Annotated in this window: 7 protein-coding genes and 1 pseudogene; 7 read left to right on the top strand and 1 reads right to left on the bottom strand. The window is 65.7% G+C overall.

The genetic code is table 11. The features are described from left to right. The 6 genes from DBR22_RS12750 to DBR22_RS12725 form a co-directional block, all read left to right on the top strand. On the top strand, window positions 1–581 hold a 581-nt coding region (locus DBR22_RS12750), incomplete at its 5' end, for an MFS transporter (protein ID WP_146187490.1). Further along, window positions 574–1,821: an FAD-dependent oxidoreductase gene (locus DBR22_RS12745; protein ID WP_108599325.1), complete on the top strand. Its 1,248-nt coding sequence runs from the start codon at window positions 574–576 to the stop codon at window positions 1,819–1,821. The genes DBR22_RS12750 and DBR22_RS12745, both read left to right, overlap by 8 nt. A gap of 115 nt (window positions 1,822–1,936) precedes the next feature. Beyond that, window positions 1,937–2,446: an HAD domain-containing protein gene (locus DBR22_RS12740; RefSeq protein ID WP_108599324.1), complete on the top strand. Its 510-nt coding sequence runs from the start codon at window positions 1,937–1,939 to the stop codon at window positions 2,444–2,446. A 151-nt stretch (window positions 2,447–2,597) separates the two neighbouring features. After that, the gene (locus DBR22_RS12735) at window positions 2,598–3,815 is read left to right on the top strand and encodes an inorganic phosphate transporter (RefSeq protein ID WP_108599323.1); all 1,218 of its coding nucleotides are present in this window, start codon (window positions 2,598–2,600) and stop codon (window positions 3,813–3,815) included. Next, a complete protein-coding gene (locus DBR22_RS12730; protein ID WP_108599322.1) occupies window positions 3,812–4,033 on the top strand; it encodes a hypothetical protein in 222 nt (73 codons plus the stop codon). The genes DBR22_RS12735 and DBR22_RS12730 overlap by 4 nt, the downstream gene beginning before the upstream one ends. Window positions 4,034–4,056: 23 nt before the next feature. Continuing rightward, the gene (locus DBR22_RS12725) at window positions 4,057–4,614 is read left to right on the top strand and encodes a dihydrofolate reductase family protein (RefSeq protein WP_108599321.1); all 558 of its coding nucleotides are present in this window, start codon (window positions 4,057–4,059) and stop codon (window positions 4,612–4,614) included. Window positions 4,615–4,620: 6 nt separating this feature from the next. Here DBR22_RS12725 and DBR22_RS12720 read toward each other — a convergent pair whose 3' ends face one another. Continuing rightward, a complete protein-coding gene (locus DBR22_RS12720) occupies window positions 4,621–5,100 on the bottom strand; it encodes a PaaI family thioesterase (protein WP_108599320.1) in 480 nt (159 codons plus the stop codon). On the opposite strand from DBR22_RS12720, the pseudogene DBR22_RS12715 reads away from it, so the two are divergent. Next, window positions 5,099–5,458: pseudogene (locus DBR22_RS12715) on the top strand (DNA polymerase I); the annotation flags it as partial. The gene DBR22_RS12720 and the pseudogene DBR22_RS12715 sit on opposite strands and share 2 nt — an antisense overlap.

Raw genomic sequence — 5,458 nt, 5'->3', positions numbered from 1 at the left:
ACCTGGGTGTCAGCGTCCTCTTCGCTGTTGCCACCATTGCCACACTTTTCGCCTGGTACGGGCTGGGAACCTGGCTGCCCAACCTCATGCAGCTTGCCGGCTACAACCTCGGCTCCGCCCTGACCTTCGCCCTGGCGCTGAACCTGGGGGCGGTAGCCGGATCAGTCATCACCGCCTGGGCCGGGACACGGTTCGGGCCGATCCCCACCGCGATCGCCGCAGCCGCCGTGGCCGCCGGAGCGCTGGTGGTCCTCGTGACCGGCCCGCCGGTCGGCATCGTCTACTTCATGCTGGTCCTCGCCGGCGTGGGAACCCACGGTACGCAGTGCCTCATCATCGCAGCTGTCGCCAGCCACTATCCCGGTCACCTCCGGGGGACGGCGCTCGGCTGGGCCCTGGGCACCGGCCGGATCGGCGCCGTCGCGGCACCCCAGGTCGGTGGACTCCTGCTGGCTGCCGGGCTGGGCGTCAATTCCAATTTCCTCGCCTTCGCCGGTGCAGCCGCCATAGCCGCGGTCCTGCTGGCCGCCGTCGGCCTCAAACTCAAGTCAAAAATATCTGAAGGAGTACACAATGTCTGAGCACGCCACGTCCACCGATGTCCTCGTCATCGGAGGGGGAATGGCCGGACTGGCCGGAGCCCTCGCGCTGCGTGAAAACGGCGCCAACGTCACCCTCGTGGAGCGGGCTCCCGAATTCGGCGAGGTGGGCGCAGGCCTCCAGATGGCCCCCAACGCCTCCCGCGTCCTGCAGCGCTGGGGCCTGCTGGAAAAGGCACTGGAAATCGGTGTGCAGCCCAAGCACCTGGTTTTCCGCGATGCCGTCACCGGCGAGGAACTGACGCGACAGACCCTGAACGGCGAATTCGCGGACCGCTACGGCGCACCCTACGTGGTGATCCACCGCAGCGACCTGCACCGGGTCCTGCTCGAGGGCTGTGAGGCTGCCGGCGTCACCCTCGTCAACGACGTGATGGTCGAGAGCGTTGAAACCGTGAACGGCCGCGGCGTGGCACACACCGCCGCCGGTGTGGACTACGAGGCCGACGTCGTCATCGGCGCCGACGGACTCAAGTCCACCCTCCGTCCGCTCGTGGCCAGCGACGAACCAGTCCCTTCCGCCTATGTCGCCTACCGCGGCACCGTGCCGATCACCGAAAACACGCCCAAGGCCGACCTCGAGGACGTCATCGTCTACCTCGGCCCGGATTGCCACCTCGTGCAGTACCCGCTGCGGAAGGGTGAGCTGCTTAACACGGTGGCGGTCTTCAAGTCGGCCTCATTCGAACGCGGCGAGGAACAGTACGGCGGAGTCGACGAGCTCGAAGCAGCCTACAAGGACTGCGTCCCGGCTGTTCAGGAAGCGCTCAAGAACCTCGCCACCGGCATCCGCTGGCCCATGTACGACCGCGACCCGATCGAGAACTGGGTCGCCGGCCGCATGGTGCTGATGGGCGACGCCGCACACCCGATGCTGCAGTACCTGGCGCAGGGCGCGTGCCAGGCCCTCGAGGACGCAGCCGTCCTCCAGGACACCACCAACGGAACCGTCTTCACCGAAACCGGCGTCAACCCCGAAGCCTGGGACGGTGCCATCGCCGAATTCAACAGCATCCGTGCCGCCCGCACGGCCCGTGTCCAGCGCACCGCGCGCGTCTGGGGCGAGTCATGGCACGTCTCGGGCCTTGCCCGCACGCTCCGCAACCTGCTGTTCAAGAGCCGGAAGGACAATGACTTCCAGTACAACGACTGGCTGTACGGCCAGGACCAGCCGGGCAGCCCCGCCCTCCGGGATGCGGTCAAGTCCACGGCCTCTGTCTAAGGTCTTCAGTCCTTGAGGAGTGGCGGCACGCAATGCAACGATTGATTGCGTGCAGCCACTCCTATGTTTAACGGCCGGCTCTCTGTCAGTGCCCGCTGACCTGAGGTGAACAACCGTGCGGAAGGTCACTCTGTACCTGGACGTCGACGGCGTGGTGTGCCCGTTCGGAGCAACCGGCCTGACGCCATGGGGTTCCGCCTGGCGCCTTGCCAACGCCGGGCTGCTGGAAGTGGCCTACGCACGTGAACTGGTTGACGGGCTGAACGGACTGGAAGGAGTGCCCGGCGTCCGGTGCGTCTGGCTCACCAGCTGGGAGGACATGGCCCCGCAGTATCTGTGCCCGGCCATCGGGCTCAATGCGGGGCAGTGGCCCTACCTCGCGGCAGAATCCGGGGGAACAGGGGCCGGCTGGTGGAAGCTTCGGGCCATCCAGGAGGACCTTGGCAGGTCCGGGGCTGATGCCCTGGTCTGGATCGATGACCAGCTCAACTACGAGCAGGAGGCCCAGGCCTGGGCGGGGATCCTGGGCCGCCGCATCATGCTGGTCTCGCCGGATCCCCGCCGCGGCATCTCGCCCGGCGAATGGGCGGCTGTCAGGACCTTTCTTGAACGGCCGGTGTTTTGACCTGCCACGGCTGGCGCGTACGATCGATGAGGTTTCAGGCCGCTCCCGGTAAACATCTCCAGTCCTTTTCCATGAACGGCTGGTGAATTATGCTGACCGAAGCGGCCAGGGGAGAAACTGCCGAACGTCGACTCTGCAGATTGGGCAACAGGTGGATATCACCTTAATGGTGGCGCTGGTCATCGCACTGGCACTATTTTTCGACTTCACGAATGGCTTCCATGACACAGCCAATGCGATGGCCACGCCTATCGCCACCGGAGCCATCAAGCCGAAGACCGCTGTGACCCTCGCCGCCGTCCTGAACCTGGTGGGCGCGTTCCTGTCCACGGAGGTGGCCAAGACCGTTTCCGGCGGCATCATCAAGGAAGGGACGGACGGCGTACAGATCACTCCGGAGATCATTTTTGCGGGTTTGATGGGCGCCATCCTCTGGAACATGATCACCTGGCTCAAGGGCCTGCCGTCCAGTTCGTCCCACGCCCTGTTCGGTGGCCTGATAGGTGCCGCCATCGCCGGCATCGGCTTCAACTCGATTAACCTGGAGACCCTCCTCCAGAAAGTCATCCTTCCCGCCATTTTTGCCCCCCTCATTGCCGGCATTGTGGCGTATATCTGTACGCGGCTCGCCTACGCCCTGACAGCCCGCCACGACCCCGAAACCGGCAGCAAGCTGACGCAGAGGCGCGGCGGCTTCCGGACGGGCCAGATCTTCACATCCAGCCTCGTGGCGCTGGCCCACGGCACGAACGACGCTCAGAAGACCATGGGCATCATCACCCTGGTCCTGATCGCCGCCGGCACGCAGGCACCCGGATCCGGACCGCAGTTCTGGGTCATCGCCGCGTGCGCCCTGGCCATTGCGGTGGGCACCTACTCCGGCGGCTGGCGCATTATCCGGACCATGGGGTCCGGCCTGACCGAGGTCAAGCCCGCGCAGGGTTTCGCGGCAGAGACCAGCACCGCCTCGGCCATCCTGGCGTCCTCCCACCTGGGCTTCGCCCTGTCCACGACGCAGGTGGCCTCAGGATCGGTTATCGGGTCCGGCATGGGCCGAAAGGGCACCACAGTGCGCTGGAGCATGGTGGGCAAGATCGCCATCGGCTGGCTGTTCACCCTGCCCGCCGCCGGCATTGTCGGGGCGCTGACCGCGCTGCTGGTGAAGACCGGCGTCGTGGGAGTGGTGATTGCCGCCGTCGCCGGCACTGCCGCTGTGCTGTTCATGTTCTTTTACTCCCGCAAGTCCCACGTGGGCCACCACAACGCGGTGGAGGTCGAGGAAGCCGGCCAGGCAGTCCGCTTCGCCAAGAAGAAAGCCCTCGCCCGGGCCCGTGCCAGGGCCAACGACCAGAAGGATGCACAGCGATGAAGTGGTTGGAACTGGTGACCGTTGGCGGGGCCACCCTGGTGGCCGCCGTGACAGTGGTGGTCCTGTATTCACTGGGCGTCCGGCTGACTGCCATCGCGGGAGACGCCGAGCAGGCATCACCCAGGCTCAAACGATCGCTGGCCTACGCCTGCTTCGGTTTCTGCGGGCTCGCCGTCCTGTTCGGGCTGTACCTGATCATTCCGTACTTCTCCAGCTAGCCGCCCATGGCTAGGCTGGTTCCATGTCCAGGACCCAGTACTTCGTGGCCGCCTCCCTAGACGGCTTTATCGCCACCTCCAAGGACGATCTTGGCTGGCTGTTGCAGTTCGACGGCTTCGAAGGCGGCAAGGAAAGCTACGACACCTTCATGGAAGGGGTCGGCTGCATCGTGATGGGCGGGGAGACCTACGCGTGGCTGATGGAGCACGAGCCGGACAACTGGCCCTATCCCGGCACACCCTGCTACGTCTTCACCCGCCACGAGCACAGTGCTCCTGCGGGCTCAGACATTACGTTCGTGCGCGGCGACGTCCGGGAATTCATCCAGGACTTCAAGGACGACGCCGCCGGCAAGAACGTCTGGGTGGTGGGCGGCGGCAACCTGGCCGCCCAGTTCGCTGACGCCGGACTCCTCGACGACCTCATCCTGTCCGTCATCCCTGTGGTGCTCGGGGACGGCAAGAGGCTGCTGCCGCTGGAAGGCCCGACGCCGCCGCTGGAGCTGACAGCGTCCCGCACCATGGGGCGGGGGATCGTGGAGCTGCGGTACCGGCTCGTTGCAGGCGGTGACGGGCCCTAAGCCGGCCTAGGCGCCGGCGTCCGGCTCCCGGTTGTCACGGAGCATGTTGGTGATCCTTGCGGTGGAGAGCTTGCGGCCCTCCTCGTCGGTCATGACCACTTCGTGCGTTGCCAGCGTCCGTCCCAGATGGATGGCCGTGCAGGTTCCCGTCACGGTTCCGGCAGCGATGGACCGGTGATGCGTGGCGTTGACCTCAATCCCCACTGCGTGGCGGCCCGGGCCGGCGTGCATTCCGGAGGCGAAGGAACCCAGCGTCTCGGCGAGCACCACATGGGCGCCGCCGTGCAGGATGCCCGCCACCTGGGTGTTGCCTTCCACCGGCATGGTGGCAACCGTCCGTTCGGGGCTCATCTCCAGGAAGTGGATCCCCATTTTCACCACCAGCGCGCCGATGCCCATCTGGCCCAGCCACCCGTGGAGGTGTTCCGGGATGCCTGCTGTGACCAACTCTTCAGTGAAGGGGCCGGGCGTGAAATTGTCCATCATGGGAACTAGGCTGGCACCTGTGAGTGAAACTACCAAACTGGCCCCGTTACCGTCCTCCACCGATGCCTTGAAGGACAGGTCAGCAACTGAAGTCCCCGTAGTGCCCGCCACCGGCCGGCCCCGCCTCCTGGTGCTGGATGGCCACTCGATGGCATTCCGGGCGTTCTTCGCGTTGCCTGCGGACAAGTTCTCCACCGCAAACGGCCAGCACACCAACGCCATCCACGGCTTCACCTCCATGCTCATCAACCTGATCAAGGAGCAGCAGCCCACCCACGTCGCCGTCGCCTTTGACGTCTCGGATGACACCACGCACCGCAAGGCCGAGTACAGCGATTACAAGGGCGGCCGCAACGAA

The organism is Arthrobacter sp. HMWF013 (genome assembly GCF_003061105.1).
In the GTDB taxonomy this organism is placed as follows: Bacteria; Actinomycetota; Actinomycetes; order Actinomycetales; family Micrococcaceae; genus Arthrobacter.
Note: the sequence above shows the minus strand (reverse complement) of the source record. Positions and strands in the feature narration are given on the sequence as shown.

Bases quoted from the DNA above. Each gene is read 5' to 3' on its own strand.
- DBR22_RS12725 (WP_108599321.1), top strand. From the start codon at position 4,057: ATGTCCAGGACCCAGTACTTCGTGGCCGCCTCCCTAGACGGCTTTATC.
- DBR22_RS12730 (WP_108599322.1), top strand. From the start codon at position 3,812: ATGAAGTGGTTGGAACTGGTGACCGTTGGCGGGGCCACCCTGGTGGCC.
- DBR22_RS12720 (WP_108599320.1), bottom strand. From the start codon at position 5,100: ATGATGGACAATTTCACGCCCGGCCCCTTCACTGAAGAGTTGGTCACA.
- DBR22_RS12745 (WP_108599325.1), top strand. From the start codon at position 574: ATGTCTGAGCACGCCACGTCCACCGATGTCCTCGTCATCGGAGGGGGA.